This window comes from Coleofasciculaceae cyanobacterium (genome assembly GCA_036703275.1).
Classification (GTDB): Bacteria; Cyanobacteriota; Cyanobacteriia; order Cyanobacteriales; family Xenococcaceae; genus Waterburya.
Genome location: DATNPK010000028.1, coordinates 132,434 through 151,948, shown reverse-complemented (window position 1 = coordinate 151,948; position 19,515 = coordinate 132,434). Strand labels below are relative to the sequence as shown.

General features: G+C 39.9%; 18 protein-coding genes. 13 read left to right on the top strand and 5 right to left on the bottom strand.

The features are described from left to right. Nucleotides 1–72: 72 nt before the first annotated feature. The 3 genes from V6C71_07455 to V6C71_07445 all read left to right on the top strand — a co-directional run bounded on the left by V6C71_07455 (nt 73) and on the right by V6C71_07445 (nt 2,901). Nucleotides 73–954 carry a TetR/AcrR family transcriptional regulator gene (locus tag V6C71_07455; GenBank protein ID HEY9768332.1) on the top strand — a complete coding sequence of 294 codons (882 nt, stop codon included), beginning with the start codon at nt 73–75 and terminating at the stop codon, nt 952–954. A gap of 376 nt (nt 955–1,330) precedes the next feature. Continuing rightward, on the top strand, nt 1,331–2,518 hold the full coding sequence (fmdA, locus tag V6C71_07450) for a formamidase (protein HEY9768331.1): 1,188 nt from the start codon (nt 1,331–1,333) through the stop codon (nt 2,516–2,518). 68 nt (nt 2,519–2,586) lie between these two features. Then, on the top strand, nt 2,587–2,901 hold the full coding sequence (locus V6C71_07445) for a zinc ribbon domain-containing protein (protein ID HEY9768330.1): 315 nt from the start codon (nt 2,587–2,589) through the stop codon (nt 2,899–2,901). A gap of 21 nt (nt 2,902–2,922) precedes the next feature. Here V6C71_07445 and V6C71_07440 read toward each other — a convergent pair whose 3' ends face one another. Both V6C71_07440 and V6C71_07435 read right to left on the bottom strand, forming a co-directional pair. Further along, a complete protein-coding gene (locus V6C71_07440) occupies nt 2,923–3,453 on the bottom strand; it encodes a DOMON-like domain-containing protein (protein ID HEY9768329.1) in 531 nt (176 codons plus the stop codon). Continuing rightward, a complete protein-coding gene (locus tag V6C71_07435) occupies nt 3,450–4,571 on the bottom strand; it encodes an aminoglycoside phosphotransferase family protein (GenBank protein HEY9768328.1) in 1,122 nt (373 codons plus the stop codon). The genes V6C71_07440 and V6C71_07435 overlap by 4 nt, the downstream gene beginning before the upstream one ends. 393 nt (nt 4,572–4,964) lie before the next feature. On the opposite strand from V6C71_07435, the gene V6C71_07430 reads away from it, so the two are divergent. The 7 genes from V6C71_07430 to V6C71_07400 all read left to right on the top strand — a co-directional run bounded on the left by V6C71_07430 (nt 4,965) and on the right by V6C71_07400 (nt 12,303). After that, nucleotides 4,965–6,014, top strand: coding sequence for a serine/threonine-protein kinase (locus V6C71_07430; protein ID HEY9768327.1), 1,050 nt, complete (start codon nt 4,965–4,967; stop codon nt 6,012–6,014). Next, nucleotides 6,005–6,997: a hypothetical protein gene (locus V6C71_07425; GenBank protein ID HEY9768326.1), complete on the top strand. Its 993-nt coding sequence runs from the start codon at nt 6,005–6,007 to the stop codon at nt 6,995–6,997. The genes V6C71_07430 and V6C71_07425 overlap by 10 nt, the downstream gene beginning before the upstream one ends. Further along, nucleotides 6,990–8,003, top strand: a complete 1,014-nt coding sequence (locus tag V6C71_07420; GenBank protein HEY9768325.1) for a hypothetical protein — start codon at nt 6,990–6,992, stop codon at nt 8,001–8,003. Before V6C71_07425 ends, V6C71_07420 begins: the two co-directional genes overlap by 8 nt. A 220-nt stretch (nt 8,004–8,223) precedes the next feature. Further along, complete coding sequence (gene dusA / locus V6C71_07415) at nt 8,224–9,219, top strand: tRNA dihydrouridine(20/20a) synthase DusA (protein ID HEY9768324.1); 996 nt, start codon at nt 8,224–8,226, stop codon at nt 9,217–9,219. Nucleotides 9,220–9,301: 82 nt separating this feature from the next. Then, nucleotides 9,302–9,583, top strand: coding sequence for a Precorrin-3B methylase (locus V6C71_07410; protein ID HEY9768323.1), 282 nt, complete (start codon nt 9,302–9,304; stop codon nt 9,581–9,583). A 182-nt stretch (nt 9,584–9,765) separates the two neighbouring features. After that, nucleotides 9,766–10,149 carry a hypothetical protein gene (locus V6C71_07405; GenBank protein HEY9768322.1) on the top strand — a complete coding sequence of 128 codons (384 nt, stop codon included), beginning with the start codon at nt 9,766–9,768 and terminating at the stop codon, nt 10,147–10,149. 48 nt (nt 10,150–10,197) lie between these two features. Next, nucleotides 10,198–12,303 (top strand): TIGR00300 family protein, encoded by a 2,106-nt coding sequence (locus V6C71_07400; GenBank protein ID HEY9768321.1) that lies wholly within the window; start codon nt 10,198–10,200, stop codon nt 12,301–12,303. Between the two features lie 89 nt (nt 12,304–12,392). Here the strand turns inward: V6C71_07400 and V6C71_07395 are convergent, their stop codons facing one another. Next, complete coding sequence (locus V6C71_07395; protein ID HEY9768320.1) at nt 12,393–12,698, bottom strand: hypothetical protein; 306 nt, start codon at nt 12,696–12,698, stop codon at nt 12,393–12,395. 540 nt (nt 12,699–13,238) lie between these two features. On the opposite strand from V6C71_07395, the gene V6C71_07390 reads away from it, so the two are divergent. Then, nucleotides 13,239–14,768: a glycoside hydrolase family 9 protein gene (locus V6C71_07390; protein HEY9768319.1), complete on the top strand. Its 1,530-nt coding sequence runs from the start codon at nt 13,239–13,241 to the stop codon at nt 14,766–14,768. Between the two features lie 132 nt (nt 14,769–14,900). Here the strand turns inward: V6C71_07390 and V6C71_07385 are convergent, their stop codons facing one another. Continuing rightward, nucleotides 14,901–15,671, bottom strand: coding sequence for a methyltransferase domain-containing protein (locus V6C71_07385; protein ID HEY9768318.1), 771 nt, complete (start codon nt 15,669–15,671; stop codon nt 14,901–14,903). Nucleotides 15,672–15,999: 328 nt separating this feature from the next. On the opposite strand from V6C71_07385, the gene V6C71_07380 reads away from it, so the two are divergent. After that, a complete protein-coding gene (locus tag V6C71_07380) occupies nt 16,000–17,568 on the top strand; it encodes an FAD-dependent oxidoreductase (GenBank protein HEY9768317.1) in 1,569 nt (522 codons plus the stop codon). Nucleotides 17,569–17,644: 76 nt separating this feature from the next. Here the strand turns inward: V6C71_07380 and V6C71_07375 are convergent, their stop codons facing one another. After that, complete coding sequence (locus V6C71_07375) at nt 17,645–18,562, bottom strand: ROK family protein (protein ID HEY9768316.1); 918 nt, start codon at nt 18,560–18,562, stop codon at nt 17,645–17,647. A 136-nt stretch (nt 18,563–18,698) separates the two neighbouring features. Between V6C71_07375 and V6C71_07370 the strand changes: the two genes are divergently transcribed. Continuing rightward, nucleotides 18,699–19,514, top strand: a complete 816-nt coding sequence (locus V6C71_07370; GenBank protein HEY9768315.1) for a hypothetical protein — start codon at nt 18,699–18,701, stop codon at nt 19,512–19,514. The last annotated feature ends 1 nt before the right edge of the window (nt 19,515 follow it).

Genomic DNA, 19,515 nt, shown 5'->3' with positions numbered 1-19,515 from the left:
TTCTTTAATTCTACTGCTATAAAAAACTTTTATTGAATTTTAATATGTGACATATTATTCGCATTTATCAAGATGAAATCTGAAAAAACTCCCCTTCGTCGCCAACCTCAACAAAAACGCAGTCAGAAGCGAGTCGAACAGATTCTAGATGCAGCAGCAATTGTATTTGACGAGGTGGCATTTGAGGCTGCCACTACCCATGCGATCGCCAAAAGAGCTAATACGGCTGTAGGTTCGCTCTATCAATTTTTTCCCGATAAGCTGGCAATTTTCAATGCCTTGGAATTACGCCACGTTGAACGAGTCTACGTCATGTGGGACAAACTTTTGCGTCCAGAAGTTATACAGCTACCGTTTGCCGATTTTATTCATGCGAATATTACTCAAGTCGAGCAACTGTTTACCAATCCAACTTCTAGAATAGTTTTTATCCAGTTTTTTACTTCCCCGACTATTTTTAGAAATATAGATATTAGCTTTACTCAAGAAGCAATTCAATTTATGGCAAAACTTCTAAAAGCTCGTAATCCTAGGCTAACGAGCAAAAGAAGCCAGGTATTAGCTGAAATATGCATCAACGCTACTAATACTCTTATTTTGCTGGCTTTGAGGAGCCATGAAACTCATAGCCAAGAAATTATTGCGGAAATTGAGGCTTTGATGAGAGCTTATTTAAAAGCCGATATCGGCGATGAGGCGATCGCTAATAATTCCAACTCATCGACCGAAAAACTGACCAGATTGCACCACTTAAATCAACGCCAGAGACTGATTTTGGACTATGCGACTACTTATTTAAATGTGACCATTAAAAACTGCGAGGCGATGTTTCCTGATGTTTCTCGGCGCACTCTCCAAAGAGATTTGAAAATTTTGAGCGCTCAAAAACTATTGCTTGTTACAGGCAAAACCGACCAACGCTGTTATTGTTTTAATTCTGATTCATTAAACTAATGACAACTTGCGACAAGATCTTTAAATTATTCTATTTACCCGGCCAAGTAGAAGTAAAGCAGATATCACAACACTGCCATGTTTTGATCGGGGCGTGTCATTAACTAAATTAACTATTTAAAGAAAAAGAAATCTATTAAGAGTTTAGTAGTCATTGTTACTTTTAATATCTAATAAATCAATCAATATTTCAGATAAATAGATGATCCTTATTACCTAAAAATCTGTATTATTTTAGCTTTTCACACGAAATAGTTCATCTAGATTAAAGCTGTATAGGTAAAATATCGGCAATTCTTGAACCAAATAATTATCTTTCTTTCAAGATCTACAAGATCTATTTTCCTAGTCAAATATTAGTAACGAGCAGAACAAAATGCCAGAAACTCTCTTTAAAATTGACTTAAACAAACCAATGGCAAAGCAGGATGTCCCTGGTCATAATCGTTGGCATCCTGATATACCTGCGGTAGTTTCCGTTAAGCCTGGTGATGTCTTTCGGATTGAATGCAAGGACTGGACTGACGGACAAATTAGTAATAATGATGACCCCAGCGACATAGAAAAAGTAGATTTAAATATAGTCCATGTCCTCAGTGGCCCTATTCGGGTGGAGGGTGCTGAACCAGGAGATATTTTAGTTGTTGATTTATTAGATATTGGGACTTTGCCAGGAGACGAGTGGGGATTCACTGGTATATTCTCCCGTGAAAACGGCGGTGGTTTTTTGACTGACCATTTTCCCAAAGCTGCCAAAGCCTGTTGGGATATTCAGGGGATTTATACAAGTTCTCGTCATATTCCTGGAGTGCGCTTTGCAGGCATTACCCATCCTGGTTTAATTGGTTGCGCCCCATCAATGGAGTTATTACAAACCTGGAATAAACGCGAAAAAGCCTTAGTAGCTAAAGGAGGGCCACCTTGGAAGCCAGAAATACCAGATTTGGCTGCCCTGCCTAATCCTAACCAAGCAGTATTAGGAACTCTTTCGGGTTCGGAATTTGACCGTGTTGCTGCCGAAGCTGCCCGTACTGTACCACCAAGGGAACACGGAGGAAACTGCGATATTAAAAACTTATCCAAAGGTTCGCGAATTTATTTTCCTGTATATGTTGATGGTGCGAACCTATCTATGGGTGATATCCACTTTTCTCAAGGGGATGGAGAAATATCATTCTGTGGTGCGATCGAAATGTCGGGGTATATCGATCTGCACGTAGATATTATCAAAGGTGGCGTTGAGAAATATGCGATGGTCAATCCGATCTTTAAACCTGGCCCAGTCGAACCCCAATACTCAGAATATTTAATCTTTGAAGGTATTTCTGTCGATGAATTTAGCGGAGAACAATATTACCTCGATGCTCATGTTGCTTATCGTCGCGCCTGCATAAATGCAATTAACTATTTGCAGAAATTTGGCTTTACTGGAGAACAAGCTTATCTTTTACTTAGTTGCGCCCCCGTTGAAGGCAGAATTAGCGGGATCGTTGATGTCCCTAACGCCTGCTGTACCCTGGCATTACCTACTGCCATTTTTGAACAAAATATTTTACCGACTTGATTCTTTTGATCTGGGCGAATGCTATTCGCCTCTACCGAAAAATTAAAAATTAATTATCAATTGAAAAAATGCCTCTATACGAATATCGCTGTAACCCCTGTGGAGAATTTGAAGCTTGGCGCAGTATGACGAAATATAACGCACCGATAAATTGTCCTGAATGCAATCAGGTAGCAACTAAAATATTTTCTGCACCCAATATCAATCTTAATTCAGGAAGTCTATCTGCGATTACGCGATTACGCGATCGCGTACCCTACGGATCGCAATTTGACGAACCTAGACTAGTCAAACAAGAACCAAGAGAACCCACCAAACCAAGATATCAAACTTCCGCTAGCAATAGACCCTGGATGGTTTCTCATACCCCACCGAGATTTTGAACAATCAACTAGCAATACCAACTACAGATTAATCATAAAACTATCTCGATGATGAAAATCTGCTTCTTTGCCCCGATGAGTTAATGCCCAATAACTAAGCTGCTGTTTTTGATCTTTAATTACGGTAGTAACGCCAACTGCTAAACTTTGTTGGAGAGAAATAATTTGATTCAGGTCAACTTCTGACTGAAGCTGCAAAGAATTAGCCTGCTGTAAAACATTAAGGGGTAAAGACTCAAAAGCTACTTCTTCGGACATACACTGTCGATAGTTAGAAAAGCGAAAAACATTCCAATCTCCTGCGGGAGAGAGATTAAATTCCCAGTATTTAGTTGAGTCTTTAAGTCCGATAAAAAATTCAAAACAGGTATGTTCCCAAAGATTATCTTGGCGAGTCAGAGAATTGACTTTTTTAGGAATAATAATTTGCGATACTCCCTCAAGTTTGTATGAAATTTTGAGTTGATTATTTTGACGGTTAATATTGCCAGAAATTTTAACCGCTGGAGCAGTATTTTTAGCGAAACAAAAGAGATCAAAAGTAGATTTCATCTTAAATCAGCAATTATTTGGTTAATTTCTTGTTCCTGCTTTTCGATACTTTCAGTTAGTTTGAATTGCACCAAAGCTCTAGCTAAGTTATGTTCGGCATGATTGACGTTAAAGTAAACATTGCCCTCTAAATAATCGGTAAAAAATCTCAGTCCTAATTCAAAAGCTAATAACCGAATCGAGTCGTAGATATATTCATAGTCATGTTTGGTCAAAAATTGAGCAACTTCTAAATAGCCTCTTAAGATAGCTTGAGCGAGTTCTGGCTCAAAAGTCACTTTTTCCCAGCTATCGGTTTCCTCTCCCAAAGCATTACAGCCCGATCGCAAACAATCGCCGATATCATAATGAATTAAACCAGGTTTGACTGTATCGAGATCGATCATCGCTACAGCCTGCTTAGTAGAACAGTCGATCATAATGTTATTTATTTTAGGATCGCCGTGAATTATTCTCAGTTCAAGCTTGCCTGATGCTTGGGCGTTTTCGAGAACATGAGCCAGATTGATGCGATCGCTGATAAATTTAAGACAATAGCTAATCTCAGGGGATGATTCTATTTTATTGACTGCAATTACCTGATTGTAATGCTGTAGATATCGAGAGGTAATATGAAATCCTTCTAGAGTATCTGCCAATTGTGTTGCTGGTAGATTATTAATTAAACGATGAAACATTCCTAAGCCATAGCCAATTTCATACCCGTGCTGAATATTTTGAATAGTATCAAAGGATTGGGAATTATCGATAAAGCTCATGGCACGCCAGAAAGAATTATCTTCAGCTATCCAATGATTTTGCTTGGCGCAAGTAAACAAAACTTGAGGCATCAACCAACGGCGATTTGAAGGGAGATTGAATTGCTCTAACCGTTGACAAACATAGTCAGATAAAACGCAAATGTTACTCATGACCAATTCTGGCTGGCAGAACACCGTAGTGTTGAGGCGTTGCAAAATAAATGGTGGTTCAGTGTCTAAGGTAACTAAAAACGTGCTATTGATGTTACCACTACCGTATTGTTGAAGATCAACAATTTCACCGCTTAGTTTAAATTGATCGGCAATTTCAATTAGCATATTAAGAGTTTGATTAATTGTCCCAGGCTTATCTGTCATATCCTCCCCAAGATTCAAGTGCAACTGCTCTAAGATGCCTTTCACAATTAGAACATTTTAATGCCTTAAAATTATTCATCCTACGATCATTTTATCGGCAGATTTTAGAGTATAGACGAGGACTGAGTTGGCTATTGCCTAACAAAGTTTAGCTTAATATTCTTTAATTATTAACCAGAGAAAAACTGATGATTACCCAAAATTAAAAAATTTGGCACTCACGATAAGCTGAAGAAAAATTTGAGTACTTGAGTATTTATATCTAGGTAAACTAATCAAAGTAAGCTAATCAAAAAACTAACTAAATACAGTTTAAGATAGAGAAGCTAAGTCTAAAATAAATCTTAAGTATGCACGAAAAGTCGGGCAAGTGTCGTTGGAGAGTTGTAATTCATGGGTGTATTTACCAGGGTTAAGGGTGTGTTAAGTCCTGGTGCTTGTCTAGCAAATGGCGAATATAGAATTAAGCAGCCACTTGGTCAGGGCGGTTTTGGTATTACTTACCAAGGCATCGACACCAGATTAAATCGTGCCGTCGCGGTCAAAGAATTTTTTCCCGAAGGGTGTTGGCGAGAAGGTTCAACAGTGGTTTCTGCGGGTCGCTGGAATTTAGACACTTACAGCAAGGCTAAACAAAAGTTTTTATTAGAAGGTCAGACTCTAGGTCAGTTTAATCATCCTGGAATTGTCCAAGTTTTCTACTATTTTGAGGAAAACAATACTGCCTATATGGTGATGGAGTATCTTCGGGGTAGAACCTTGGCGGAGCTACTAAAACAGCGTCAGGGTAAATTAAGCGAAGCTAAAGCTCTCAAGCATATTGCGAAAGTGGGTGAGGCTCTAGAAATTCTGCATCAGGCTCAGTTTTTACATCGAGATATCAAGCCAGACAATATTATGTTGGCAGATGACGGAAGAGTCGTCTTGATCGACTTCGGTGCAGCTAGAGACTTTACCACTAACTGTACTACCAGATATACCACCATGCTGACTCCTGGCTATGCTCCCTTAGAACAATATGGACGCGCTTTAAAGTATGGCGCATTTACCGATATTTATGCTTTGGGTTCGACGCTGTATCATTTATTAACGGGAGAAGCACCAGTATCAGCTATTGAAAGAGCAGCAGGGGTTGAATTAAAAACAGTCCGACAAATTACTCCACAGATTAGCGCTCACGTCAGTGAAGCGATCGCCAGTGCGATGATTATGGACGTTACAGAGCGATTACAGTCGGTTCGTCAATTTCTCGATCTACTCCATTTAGATTCCAGCCAACTGCGTTCAAAGGTCAAATTAGATAGCTTCTATGGTTCAGCTTCAAATGCCTGGAGCGTTTTTGATGAACAGTACCCAGCCGAAAAACAGCGAGATAGTTCGCTGCGTCAAGGTCAAGCTAATTCGCCTCAAAAATCTTTTCCCAAGCAAAACAAATGGTTTTAGAAAACATGAAGCTTGAAGAAATTAAAATTACCATGTTAGGCACTACTGGTGCTGGTAAAACTAGTTATTTACTTGGGATGTATGCAGTAATGCAAACGGGAGTTAAAGGATTTACCCTCGCTGCCAAAGATATGGACTTGGATTTAGAACTGACTCAAAGATGGGAAAAATTAATTTCCCTCAAGGGTGAAGATCGTTGGCCAACTCCTAACGCTGCAACCATGGAATACTATGGGTTTAACTTTAGCTATGGTTTTCGACCCCTGATGAGTTTTCAGTGGCTAGACTATCGTGGTTTGGCATTAAGCGATCGCTCTACCGAACAAGACGTAGCGGATTTAGTTCAGTACCTGACTGAATCTCAGTGCTTATTTTTGGGTATTTCTGGAGAGTATTTAACTAGTCCAATTACCCCTAATACAGTGCGAGAAATTAAAAGCGATCGCATGAATCAATTTATTCAGCAGTACATTAGTATTAATAAAAATCCCAATCCTAAGAATCCTTTTCCGGTGGCGATCGTGATTACTAAGTACGATCTGTGCCACCATCGAGACAAGGACGAGATTATTGCCGACGTAAAAAAATTATTTCAGGCGTTATTTACCCCTAATTCAGGTTGGCTAGTGATGATTTGTCCAGTCAGCTTAGGCAAAGAACTATGTAACGATCCTGAGAATGCTAATATCATTCCAGTTAATGCTCATCTACCTGTGGTTTTTGCCGTATATTCTCAGCTGCGAGCTTACGGTCTTAAATTAAAGACTCAACGCGATCATCAAACTCTTGCCGTGGAAACAATTAAACAGTCTCCTACTTTACTACAGTTGCTTAAAAATTCAGAACTACAGGCAACAAGCACTCAGCTACAGACTTGTGAGACTGAAATGGCGATCGTAGAAGAAAATATGAAGTTGCTTTCTGGGGAGCTACAGCAGGCTTCACTCTATTTTAATGGCAGTGAGGTAACTGCTGATGTCTAAGCGAGAGTGGGCGGCAATTATCTATGGACGAAGTTATCATTTAGATTTTCGCTTTATCACTGTTCCAGACAACTTCACTGGACACGATATTAACTGGGCTTCACAATACATTCTAGCCACCACTCAGCAAGCTAGAAATTTGGCAGATTCTCCTCGCTGGTCACTGTTTAAAAACGATGACTACTGTATCGTTGGCGTTACCTGTATGGTGCGGGATTTAATTGGTCAGTTAGGCGAGGATTCGCTCGAAGTTATGGCAAAAGACGATCGCGGTAGACCCCTATACGTTTTTGTCGGTTATGTGACTCAATTAACTCAGGCTAAAAACATTGAGGATTTTCCTGCTTATACAGAAGAACGTTTAGACAACTTCAAAACTCTCTATCATGAAATTGAAAAGGTCTGGTTAGTTAAAGATTACGAGCAAGATATCAGACACCCTTCATTAAGCCAATATCAACCTCTAAGCTTTGGGGTCAATATCTCTACTGCAAATCAGCAAATTCCTCAGTTAAACGATCGCTCTAAATATCCTGATAAAACTTATCTTTGGCCTAGTTTCACTCAACAAAATAATCTACTGTGGTTGACATCGGCTCAATCTCTGAAATTGACTTCTACTTGTCTAAACATCAAGGGAAAAGCATTGATTAATAGTCCTTTCCTCAATCAAACTATTGTTCAACTAGATCGCTTTAAAATTCAAGACAGAATTGTTGCTGCTCAAAAATCTACAGCCAAGCTACCTTTAGAAAACTCCAATTCTCAGATTAATTCATCTTTCTCCCAAAAAATTTCTAACCGCGCCAAAGAAGATATAGATATTACTTTACAACAAGCTGCTAAAGTAGCCGCTGCTAGTCAAGAATTTATTAATAACTTTACTGATTGGTCTAATTCCAGCGAACCCGCTCAAAATCAGCCAAACCCTTGCGCAAATGAAGGAGAATTTGGCTTTAAAACCAAAAAAGCTACACCCTCCTCTAATAACCAAGATTGGTTTTGAATAAGCTACAAACTTGTTAGATAAGTTTTGGTAATTCGGTTTGATAAAAATCAAATTCCGTAATAATTAAATCGTCAACATAGTTAGCTAAAAAACTTGGCGTTACCGAATCAGGATCTGAAAATAAAATTTATCAGCTTTTGGGGTTGTCTTCAAAAACTAAAAACTAAGAGCTAAAACCAAAATTTACAACGCAATATTTAAACTCAATAATTGCAACATGAACAGCAATTTTCACGCTCGACAAATAAATATTAATCTCCTTTTGAGTATTGCGCCGATGATGGATCGTACAGATCGTCATTATCGTTACTTCCTGCGTCAAATTAGCCGTCGCACTCTACTATATACAGAAATGATTACTTCTCAGGCGATTATTCACGGCGATCGCCATAAACTTCTAGACTTTTCTCCTGAAGAAAAACCGTTGGTGCTACAGCTAGGGGGAGACAGCCCCACACAACTAGCCGAATGCGCCAAAATTGGCGAAGATTGGGGCTATGATGCCATTAACTTAAACATCGGCTGTCCTAGTCCTAGGGTGCAAAACGGTAATTTTGGAGCTTGTTTGATGACGCAACCAGAATTAGTCGCCGATGCAGTAGAAGCGATGCAGCAGGCAGTTAAGATTCCCGTGACTGTAAAGCAGCGAATTGGGGTAGATGAATGCGATCGCTATGAAGACATGGTTAACTTTGTTCGGATCGTCTCTCAGGCTGGCTGTACTAACTTTAGCGTTCATGCCCGTAAAGCTTGGCTACAGGGTTTAAGTCCCAAAGAAAATCGCGATGTCCCTCCTTTGCGTTACGAAGATGTCTATCGTCTCAAACAAGATTTTCCTCACCTATTTATCGAAATCAATGGCGGTATTACTACCCTCGAACAAACTAAAACTCATTTAGAATTTGTAGATGCAGTAATGATTGGGCGTGCTGCATACGATCGCCCCTATATTTTCGCTACGGTAGATCGAGATATTTTTGGCGAAGCTGTCACCCCGCGATCGCGCCAGGAAATTGTTCAAGCGATGCTGCCCTATATTGACTATTGGATCGGCAAAGGAACAAAACTCAATTCTATTAGCCGCCATATGCTACAGTTATTTGCCGAACAGCCAGGCACAAAAGTTTGGAAACGCTATATTACAGAAAACGCCTGTTTACCAGGGGCAGATTCTTTGGTTATTAGTGCTGCGTTGGATAAAGTTTATCGGTAGATATTAGGTAAGTAAATAAGTAAATAGTCGGGCAAAATAAATTTTCTGATTGAGATAGGTAAAAGGGAACATCAACATAATCATGGTTGCCAAAAAAAAGAAAAACCAAGTATTGCAGGGCAAAGAATTAGTCAAAGAAGTGTGTCGGCGCATTAGAGTGGCGCGCAGTTATTGGGATGCTCATAATAATGCTGCTTGTCGAGGAGAAAGAGAAAAAGCGATCGCACTCTACAATACTTTGACCCAAGAACAAAAAGAGCAAATTCCACAACAGCTTAGAATCTGGCTGCGCTATCGGAGTGAGAAATATTTTGGCCACCAGCGTACTCCACCCAAAAGCCAAAAAAATAAGTCGAAAAATTAATTTTTTGGTTTAAGAAAAATCTCTAAAATTATCAACCAAAGTTGAATATTAGAGTTTGATAACATTAGCTAGCTAGCCAGATAATTTGGCACAACACTTTATAGTATTATTATTCAGTTCTGATAGAGTGCAATATCTTGTCAGTACTTGCTGAGGTACAAGCATGACAAAGGCGAAATTAAATGGCAGAAAGTAAATGGCAGAAATTAATGCTGGTGATGCACGTTCTTCCCGATAATGGCTCTAAACTGCAATTGCTTAAAGATACTGCTCGGCGTTTGAGAGCTAGCGCACAATTAGTGTTAGCCGATCTTCATGGTGATAAATCTTTACCCTACTTTGCTAAATTTAAAGAGGCTTGGCAGTCTCTTTATTTTAGTCAGTTAGATAATAAATCTAGAGTAGAAGCGGAAACCAACTTTCAAACTTCAATGAATAACTCAATCTATTTTGTACCAGAAGCTAGAATCATCGAGCTATTGCCAACTACTAGATTTAACCAAGTAACAAAATTTTATAATGCCTTTTTATTTGGTGCTTGGATTGCTCAATACACTGGTAGCTAGTGTCGAGTTGCTCATTTATTTTATTTACTTTTTCACACAACAATTACCATGACTGAACCGATTCGCATCTTAATGTGCGCACCAGATCACTATGACGTAGACTATGTAATCAATCCCTGGATGGAAGGAAATATTCATAAATCCTCGCGCGATAAAGCCGTGGAACAGTGGTCTAAACTAAATTTTGTGCTGAATGACCTAGCTAAGGTAGATTTAGTCCAAGGACAACAAGGTGTTCCTGATATGGTATTTACTGCTAATGCGGGTTTAGTATTGGGAGACAATGCAGTTCTCAGTCGTTTTTATCATCCCGAACGTCAGGGAGAAGAACCATACTTTAAACAGTGGTTTGAAAATAACGGCTTTAATGTGTTTGAATTGCCCAAAGACTTGCCGTTTGAAGGTGCAGGAGATGCTTTATTAGACCGTGAAGGGCGTTGGTTGTGGGCTGGCTATGGTTTTCGTTCTGAATTAGATTCCCATCCCTATATCGCTAAATGGTTAGATATTGAGGTATTGTCTTTACGCTTAATTGACGAGCGCTTTTACCATTTAGACACTTGTTTGTGTCCCTTATCTGGTGGCTATTTACTCTACTATCCTGGGGCATTTGATTCTTATTCCAACCATATTATTGAAGGTCGTGTACCCAAAGAAAAACGAATTGCGCTCGCTGAAGCGGATGCGATTAATTTTGCCTGTAACAGCGTTAACGTTGGGCAGTCGGTAGTAATGAATAAGGCGAGTGACAGTCTCAAGCAGCGTTTGGCAGAGGCTGGTTTTACCGTTATTGAAACACCCCTAACGGAATTCCTCAAAGCTGGTGGTGCAGCTAAATGTCTGACTCTCAGAATTAATGAGCCTGTATTGCCTGATGTTCATGCCAGCACGCCTGTAGAAAGTCGGGTACTGCACATGGAAGGTCATTTATTGGATGCAGGAATCATGAACCGTTCTCTGGATTTGGTAGTAGACAACGGCGGTAGCTTCAAGGTACTAAACTTTAATCTGGGTGTAGAAAGACAAAGTACTTCCAATGCAGACGTTAGGGTGTCTGCCCCTGACCATGAAGTGATGGAAAAAATCATGAGTCAGCTAATTGAACTGGGTGCAGTAGCCCCTAGTAACGATGTAAGCAATGTGATTATGGAAACCTGCGATCTAGCAGGAGTTGCCCCTGATGACTTTTATGTCACCAATATTTATCCCACCGAAGTCAGGGTAAATGACCAGTGGATACGAGTGCAAAAGCAACGCATGGATGGGGCAATTGTGATCGATGAAGGTTCTACTGGCATCATGGCTGAGTGTAAGATCCTGCGGGATTTAGCTCAAGGCGATCGCGTCGTCGTTGGCGTAGAAGGAATTCGTACCGTGCGTAAAAAATCTAATCGAGAACTCAAAACCCAAGAAGAATTTAGCTTTATGGGTGCGGGAGTATCCAGTGAAAGACGAGTTGAATTAGTCGTAGAACAAATCGCCTGGGAATTGCGTCAAATTCGCGATCGCGGCGGTAAAGTAGTTGTCACCGCGGGGCCAGTAGTAATCCATACAGGAGGAGCAAAGCACCTTTCGACGCTCATTCGTGAAGGTTATGTTCAAGGTTTACTTGGCGGAAATGCGATCGCCGTCCACGACATTGAACAGTCACTGATGGGTACTTCCTTGGGTGTAGATATGCAAAAAGGTACTCCCGTTCGAGGTGGACACCGCCACCATTTAAAAGTGATTAATACAGTACGGCGTTATGGCAGCATCGCCAAGGCAGTAGAACAAGGAGTTATTACCCACGGCATTATGTATGAATGCGTTAAACATGATGTACCCTTTGCCCTGGCTGGTTCAATTCGGGATGATGGTCCTTTACCCGATACCCAAATGGATTTAATTAAAGCCCAAGAGGAATATGCTCAACTCTTAGAAGGTACAGACCTGATCCTGATGCTGTCTACGATGCTCCATTCCATTGGCGTGGGTAATATGACCCCTGCGGGAGTAAAAATGGTCTGTGTCGATATTAACCCGGCGGTGGTGACTAAGTTAAGCGATCGCGGTTCAGTCGAATCAGTCGGTGTGGTAACAGATGTCGGTTTGTTCCTTAGTCTGCTGGTTAATCAATTGGATAAGTTAACTAGTCCTTATCAGACTGTTTAAAATTTATTATAATCCAACACGTTAAAAAATCAGCTTCAAAAGCCGAATTTTGGAGCTGATTTTTGGCTATTAAGCTTTATTTTTGGCTCTTAAACCAATCCTGGTCCTTTTCCGCCTGGTTCGTTAATTTCTTTTAATTCTTCAGCACGTTCGGCTTTTTCTTGTTCTTGCTGTTCTTTTAAATCTCCTGGTTCTTCAATATACATTTCAGGCTCAATTGCATAGTTATTAGCTAAGCCTTCACGATCCGTTGTATAACCAGAAGTGGTATCAAGATCTCCCTCTTTATCGGGCTGTTTTTTAAAATTGTCGCCTTCTCGTTCCATTCTGGCTGCGGTTTCAGCCGAAGTTATGCCACGATCGTAATTGGCATCATTAGGCGTTTTATTTTCCATATTTATACCTTTAATATTAAATTGTTGTGCCTATAAACAATTTTATCAGAATAAACTACTTGTTAATATTGAGAATAATGTCAGGATGCTTTTTTTCCCCAGCCAACCCGATTGCTTGCCTAAGAGTTCCGTTGACAAAACTTAGATTTCATTATGGCGATCGCTTTTTAGTCAAATCAAAAGATGCTCGTACTGTGCTGTCAAAAGTCAATATTGAAAAAATAGTATTATAGAATCAACTAAAAACAGAAGCTGGACTAAAGAATTACCCTATTGAATTTATTAAACAAGTATCCAATCAACAAAAAAACTTAAATCAAAAACAGAGTAATCTGTGACTACACTTTTTGGTACTTTGTCAAAATTGAAATAAACAGTGACCAAACATTAAACATTGAACAGTAAATAATAAATGTTAAATGTTTAATGTTTAATGTTTAATGCGATCGGGATTTGAGGTATTTCACCAAACAACGTTGACAGACTACCAATAGTTAGTATGTTTTTATCTTACACATATAATTCAAAAAATTTAAAACAATGATCAAAAAACTACTTTTGTTTTTATCTTGTGGGCTATTAGGCTCAGGATTAATTTTTTTAGCTGTTGCTAAAATGGCCTCTAACTCTAATGATGCAATAGCAATCATCGAAGAAACTAGCAATAGTTCTAATAGTCAATCACGTAAACCGGGAACTGGTCGATTTGCATATGGTGAAGTGCTGCAAAAAAGCTTACTTTTTTATGAAGCGAATCGTTCTGGCTCGTTACCTGACGACCAAAGAGTAAAATGGCGCAGTAGTGCAACCTTAAATGATGGAGCTGATGTTGGTCGAGATTTAACTGGAGGGTATTATGATGCAGGAGACCATATTATCTTTGCTCAACCTTTTGCCTTTAGTATGACTATGCTGTCATGGGGTGGCGTAGATTATCGAGAAGCATATCAACAATCAGGTCAATTAGACGAATTGCTTAAAACAGTAAAGTGGGGGACAGACTGGTTTCTCAAAGCACACGAAATTGACAGCAGCGGAAAAACTGCCCGTCTTTGGGTGCAGGTAGGAGATGCCAGTGACCATCAATATTGGGTTCCCGCTGAGGAGATTGAATCAAAAACTAAGCGACCTTCTTATGCTATTGACCCAGAAAACCCTGGTTCTGATGTGGCAGCTGGTACAGCATCAGCGTTGGCTTCTGCTTCGATGCTATTTAGAGGAATTGACGATGATTATTCGGCTAAATTGTTGCAGAATGCGATTACTTTATACGATTTTGCTGAAACCCATAAAGCAAAGTATTCTGATTCGGTAGAAGCTGTTAACCCTTTCTATACTAGTTGGTCAGGCTATTGGGACGAGTTAGCTTTGGGAGCTGCTTGGCTATATCGCGCTACGGGAGAAAGCGCCTATCTGACAAAAGCCGAAAATTATCTTCGCGAGCAGATTAAATCTTCAGGAGACTGGAGTTATGCGGCAGACGATCATTCTTATGCTGCGTATGCTCTAGTGGCTAAAGAAAGCTCAGATCCTTATTTCAAATCTGAAGTTGATCGTTGGCTGGGCAAATGGATCGAAGGTGTTCCACCTGTGGAATATAGTCCTGACGGATTTGCTTATCGTACTGAATGGGGTTCGGCTTCTTTGAGTTTGGCGACGGGATATATAGCTGAGTGGTATTCAGATTTTGTCGAGCCTAACCAATCTTACGCCAACTTTGCTACTAGCCAGCTAAATTATCTTTTAGGGGATAATCCTCGCAATTACAGTTATGTAGTTGGCTTTGGCGAAAATTTTCCCCGACGCGTTCATCATCGTAGCTCTGCTGGTTCTGCGCCATTAGACGGTAGTTCAAAGTTTAACGATCATTTGCTGATTGGAGCTTTAGTTGGTGGCTTGACAAAACCACAAGAACATCCACATAACGATCGCCGTGATGATTGGGTTTCAAATGAGGTAAGTATCGGTTACAATGCCGCTCTAACTTCTGCTAGTATCCAGCAATACGAAAATTATGGCGGAGAAGCTTTGTCCAGTGACAAGTTACAAAGATTAATTGATAATAATTAGTCTGAATTAGTACAGTTAGTATTAAGTTTCAAATTGATGAATGGTACTAATATTATTCAGGTAAAAACAACCTAAACTCAAAATTAGCGCTCGCAGTCTAGTCTTATGCAATATTTCCTGGGGAAATATAATTCAAACTTTTCTGATAAAAAATCTATAGTCGGTATATTTAACCTTGATATATCCAAAACTTAGAGATTCTAGAATTATTTTACCCACACTCCAGACTACATTAGCTAACCAATATTTTCTTCTTAGTGCTTCCTGCCAGTAGTTTTCGTACATTTGAAAAAGTTCGACAGATAAATTATTGTTTTCGGCAAACTTGTTAATATATTGAGGACTCATTGACTCTTTTAAATAAGTTTTAAAAGGGCCTTGTTCTTCAACTCCAGCTTGTGAGTAGCCGAAAATATAGCGAGAAATAAAAACATGAAACCATTGAGGGCTAAATTTGGTAATTAGTCCTTTTAAAGCCCCAGGATCGGGCGAAACAAGAATCAGTATACCGTTGGGTTTAAGGGCTTGTTGGCAATTTTTTAAAACTAAATCTGGACGAGCAAGATGTTCTAAAACCCACCAAGAAACAATAACATCATATTCTGATTCTGGCAGCTGATATTTTTCTATATTGGCGACAATCTTTTCATGCAGACTTGTATTTCTTTCTAATTGTTGTGCAGCAACGTCGATACCTACTAGGTAGGGATTTTTGCCCAAATTAATGTGACTCACTGAACCACAACCAATTTCCAAAACCTTGAGATTTTCCTGATTGCCTAGTTGCTGACTGATAAAATATTCAAATTCTAATTTAGTTCTGTTTTCGGAAAACTGAGCCGCATCTAACGCGTGGAAAGAATTTACAAATATTTGTTCTTCTGCAAGATTGGGTTTATTCATTGCATTAGTCTTATGTAACTGTACAATATGGATATCTTCATAGAGTGACAAGCATTTTATCAGGTAGATATGGCGGTAGTTTGCTCGTAATGAGCATTAGTAATGAATATAAATAAAACAGAATCTTATTTAAAAAACTAGGCTGAGAATACTACCATAAAAGCAAGTTACTGTTCGATCGTTTCCGTTTATACGGTCATTGGGGTTGCGCCGAGCTAAAGAGCGAGCGCTCCAACCCGTTTGGGTTACGGACAACTAATCAAACAACTTTTGGGCTACCGTCATAGCTTCGCACTAGGATAGTGCGATCGCTCTTTAGCTTTATTTCTTGGTTAAACCATCTAATATCAAATTAAGTATTGATAACCGCTTAGGTAAACAACAAATCGACCGACCAATGTCAGAACAGAAAAAAGTTATAGTTATCGGTGCAGGTTGGGCGGGTTTAGCTGCCACCTCCCATTTAGTTGAGCAAGGTTACGATGTAACTGTCTTAGAAGCAGCACCTTATCCTGGAGGTTTGGTAGCGGGTTGGAAAACTTCAGGAGGAAGATCGGTTGAGGGAGGAATTCACGGCTTTTGGTATCCCTACCGCAATATTTTCAGCCAGGTTAAGCAACTTGGACTCGATCCTTTTACCCGTTTTACCCGATCTTCTCAGTACTCACCTGCGGGATTGGAAGTAGAGTCGCCGATCTTTCAGGATCAACCCCGATTACCTGCGCCTTTGGGTACGTTTGCTTATACTAAATTTAAACGTTTGCCTTTGAGCGATCGCCTTTCTGCTTTGCCTCTGCTGTATGCGGTGGTTGACTTTGATAACTCTGATGAGGCTTGGCTAAGGTACGACAAAATGACGGCCAGGGAATTGTTTAAACAGTACGGAGTGACTGAGAAACTATACCAGGAATCTTTTGAACCGATGCTACTGGTAGGTTTATTTGCGCCAGGAGAGCAATGTTCCGCAGCAGCAGCTTTAGGAATGCTATATTATTTTATTCTGGCGCATCAGCCTGATTTTGATGTGGTGTGGTGTCGCGGTACTGTTGGCGAAAAAATCTTTAAACCCTGGATTGCCAAAATCGAACAAGCTGGCGGTAAGGTACTGACTAATAAAAGAGTAACCGATATTGTCGTTGATGAGTCGGGAATAGCAACAGGAGTTAAATGTGGGGCCGAATTTTTGGCTGCGGATGCGATCGTTTCTGGAGTAAGCATTACGGGAATCAAAAAAATTGTCTCCAGCAGCAGCACTTTGAATAACTATGCTCAATTCCGCAACCTGTCAAATCTCAAAGGGATTGATGTTTTAGCCACCCGTCTTTGGTTCGATCGCCAGCTTCATATTCCCTTGCCTTCTAATGCTTGTTTTGGTTTTGATGCCACAACTGGCTGGACATTTTTCGATCTCAACGATCTGCATGATGAATACCGAAACGAACCCAATACAGTGATTGAAGCTGACTTTTATCATGCTAATCAGTTGTTACCGATGACAGACGAGCAAATTATTAGCAAAGTACACCGTGATCTTGCTACCTGTGTTCCCGCCTTTAATGCAGCCAAAGTAATAGACAGTAGCGTAATCCGTGTCAAAGAAGGTGTAACGCACTTTTTTCCTGGTAGTTATCAAAATTTACTCTCGGTTAAAACTGATATTCCTAATTTATATATGAGCGGTGACTGGATTGTAACCCGTCATGGTTCATGGTCACAGGAAAAGGCTTATGTCACGGGTTTGGAAGCTGCTAACTCACTCATCAATCAGTTTGGTATCGGTACTCAGGCAAAGATTATACCTATCGAAGCCGATGAACCCCATATCCAGGTAGCAAGAACGATTAATAAAACGATTCGAGACTGGACAAAATTCCTTCCTAATCCTTGGTTGCCTTAAATCAAGTATTTCATTTGTAATAATCAGTAAATGCTTTATTCATTAGAAATCAAAAATTTTATTTTGATAAGCGATCCTATTTATCTAAAATACTGTTAAATTTTTTTTCTTCGATCTGATTCCAAACCAATTTTGCTGCGCCTAACATTCCTGCTTGATTACCTAGTTCAGCGCTAAGCAACTGTAATCCTTGTCGAGAAACAGATACGACTCTTTTTTCAATTTCTTTTAAGGTACTTGGCAGAAAAAACTCAGAACTGGCACTAATTCCGCCGCCAATAATTACTGCTTCAGGAGTTAGCACATAAATTAAGCTGGCAAGTCCTGCACCAAGAGTTTTACCGTAATCCTGCCAGAATTTTAGAGCGACTGGATCTTTTGCTTGAGCCAGCTTACTCATTGCTACTGGTTCGTTGCCCATACTGCGCTGAATTGAACCGATGGAGGTATATTGCTCTAGTGAACCCTGATTACCGCTACGACAAGGATAACCATTCAGATTGAGGGTAATTAAACCTAACTCTCCAGCTGCACCATAACGACCAGTAAATAATTTGCCATCAAGAAATATTCCTCCTCCCACGCCAGTACCTAAAGTCAGCAAAATAAAATCCTTAAACTCTCTTCCCGCACCTAACCAAGCTTCGCCAATAGCAGCACAGTTAGCATCATTTTCTAACACGGTAGGTAATCCAGTTTGAGCCTCCAACCAGTCGGCTACAGGAACATCGTCCCATCCTGGAAGATTGATCGACTTGAGAGCAATGCGTCTGGCTTTATCTGTAGGGCCTGGCATACCTAGACCGATCGCGCCACAGGTATAATCTAGATTAAGCTGCTTTACTCCTTGGGCGATCGTCTTAATCACTGGCTTGGGGTTGGCAGGTTGAGGAGTAGCTAAAGTAATCGTCTTTAGGCAAGTCCCATCTTGAAGAAACTGCCCCATCTTAATCGCAGTTCCACCCAAATCTACCCCAATTACTAGGTCGATCATATTATTGTTGTTCGGCTTAATATTAGTTTGCTCAATAGTTAGTTGTACAGCTTTTCAGGGAAAGATTAAATTATTAGTGCTTAGTTGCTTAAATTATGCAAGTTTGTCAATCGTCCCCAGGAGGGAGTTCTAGACTATGAAACCCTTAAGTGTTGGTAACGTTGTCAGTGCTGGATTACGTATTTATCGCGATAATTTCCCCAACTATTATAAATTAGCTTTCATTGGTTACTTGTGGATATTAGTACCTGTTTATGGCTGGGCAAAATATTCAGCCATGATGGGGTTAATTTCTCGTCTGGCTTATGGAGAAATTGCCGAACAACCAGAAACAGTTCGAGATGCTCAACGCTATACCAAACCAAAAATGTGGGATTTTTTGGTAGCAGGACTATTAGTTGGCCTAATTTTTTTGGGAGCGATGATTGCTTATCTGATAGTGTTTGGCATCATTGGCGTGATATCTGGAGTTATTGTAGAACAAAGTTCTAATGACTTATTAGTAGTAGTCGTAAGCATTATATTGATAACTGCTGCGGTTTTATTGTTAATTTTTGGGTTAATTTGGCTAATTTCTCGTTTATTTTTGGTTGAGCTTCCCTTAGCAGTTGAAGAAAATATAACTGCCACTAGTACTATCAGCAGAAGTTGGCAGCTAACTAAAGGAGCTGTAGGTCGAATTCAAATAGTCGTTTTTCTCGCTTTTTTAATTAGTATCCCGATCGCTTTGGTAATTAATCTCTTGAGTGTAATCATCCAGTTGATAATTGGCTCTGGATTAGATAGTTCCGCTAATATAAGCGGGTTAGGAATTATCGCAATTTTAATCTATATTATTTTTCTTTTGGCGGCTAGTGCATTAATGGTTCCCTTCTGGCAAGCAATTAAAGCGGTAATTTATTACGATCTGCGAGTGCGACGTGAGGGAATGGGCATAGATTTGAGAAAGTAAA